Source organism: Levilactobacillus senmaizukei DSM 21775 = NBRC 103853 (assembly GCF_001592085.1).
GTDB lineage: Bacteria > Bacillota > Bacilli > Lactobacillales > Lactobacillaceae > Levilactobacillus > Levilactobacillus senmaizukei.
In genome coordinates this window covers 1-846 of the sequence record NZ_BCWD01000070.1, presented here as the reverse complement: position 1 = coordinate 846, position 846 = coordinate 1, and the positions used below count along the sequence as shown (strand labels likewise).

Genomic DNA, 846 nt, shown 5'->3' with positions numbered 1-846 from the left:
GAACGTTTGAATCTTTGATGGGTAAGACAACTTGTTGCATAGTTTTAGCTCCTTAAAAAATTGATTTTTAGTACAAATTAAAGTACAATATTAAGTACAATGAAAGGGTGGTAAATATGACATTAGCATTAACACAGAGCGATTTTCGCGCTAACTTAAAAAAATATTTAGATCAAGTTAATGACGAAGACGAAACCGTTTATATTGCTCGTTCAAATAGTCGCGCAGTGGCCATCGTTTCACAAGAAAAAATGGATTGGCTAGAACGAGCATTAAAAGCTAAAGAAGGCTCGTTAGAATATGCAATTGCACGTGATCAGTTAATTAAACGCCATGTTTTACCTGACGATGAAATTGTTGAATCAGATGATGATTATTGGGGTCAGTTTAAATAATGAAAAAACTAAGATTTAAACCACGTGCAACCTTTAATGCTGATCTAAAACGGTTAGCCAGTTTAGACAAATCTATTATTGATGAAGTTCGAGCAGCCATTGACCTGTTGCTTGAGCAACAACAATTACCACCAGAATTTGAAGATCATGAGCTTAATCGGCGAATGAGCGGTTATAATGAATTTCACTTACGAGATACCCCGAAAAACAAAACACCAAGCGAAACTAACGATGTCCTGGTGGTTTATACGATTGATAAAGATGAACTAGTCTTAATTGGCATTCGAGTCGGATCGCATGATCGTTTATTTCCTGGTCAAAATCGTGCTAAAAGGTATCGAAAAAATGACGAATAGAAGAAGTTATTTTTATAATATGAAAATAAATAACCCCCAACATCTATATTATAGATATTGGGGGTTATTCTTTCAATGTTTTCGAGGGGTTATTT

2 protein-coding genes are annotated in these 846 nt (G+C 34.6%); both read left to right on the top strand.

From position 1 onward, the window contains the following. The first annotated feature begins 116 nt into the window (after positions 1 to 116). Positions 117 to 395, top strand: coding sequence for a type II toxin-antitoxin system Phd/YefM family antitoxin (locus LSE01S_RS10720; RefSeq protein ID WP_003586674.1), 279 nt, complete (start codon positions 117 to 119; stop codon positions 393 to 395). Beyond that, positions 395 to 751, top strand: a complete 357-nt coding sequence (locus LSE01S_RS10715) for a type II toxin-antitoxin system YafQ family toxin (protein ID WP_046041398.1) — start codon at positions 395 to 397, stop codon at positions 749 to 751. The genes LSE01S_RS10720 and LSE01S_RS10715 overlap by 1 nt, the downstream gene beginning before the upstream one ends. The last annotated feature ends 95 nt before the right edge of the window (positions 752 to 846 follow it).

Coding starts and splice junctions, on each gene's coding strand:
- LSE01S_RS10720 (WP_003586674.1), top strand. CDS start 117: ATGACATTAGCATTAACACAGAGCGATTTTCGCGCTAACTTAAAAAAA.
- LSE01S_RS10715 (WP_046041398.1), top strand. CDS start 395: ATGAAAAAACTAAGATTTAAACCACGTGCAACCTTTAATGCTGATCTA.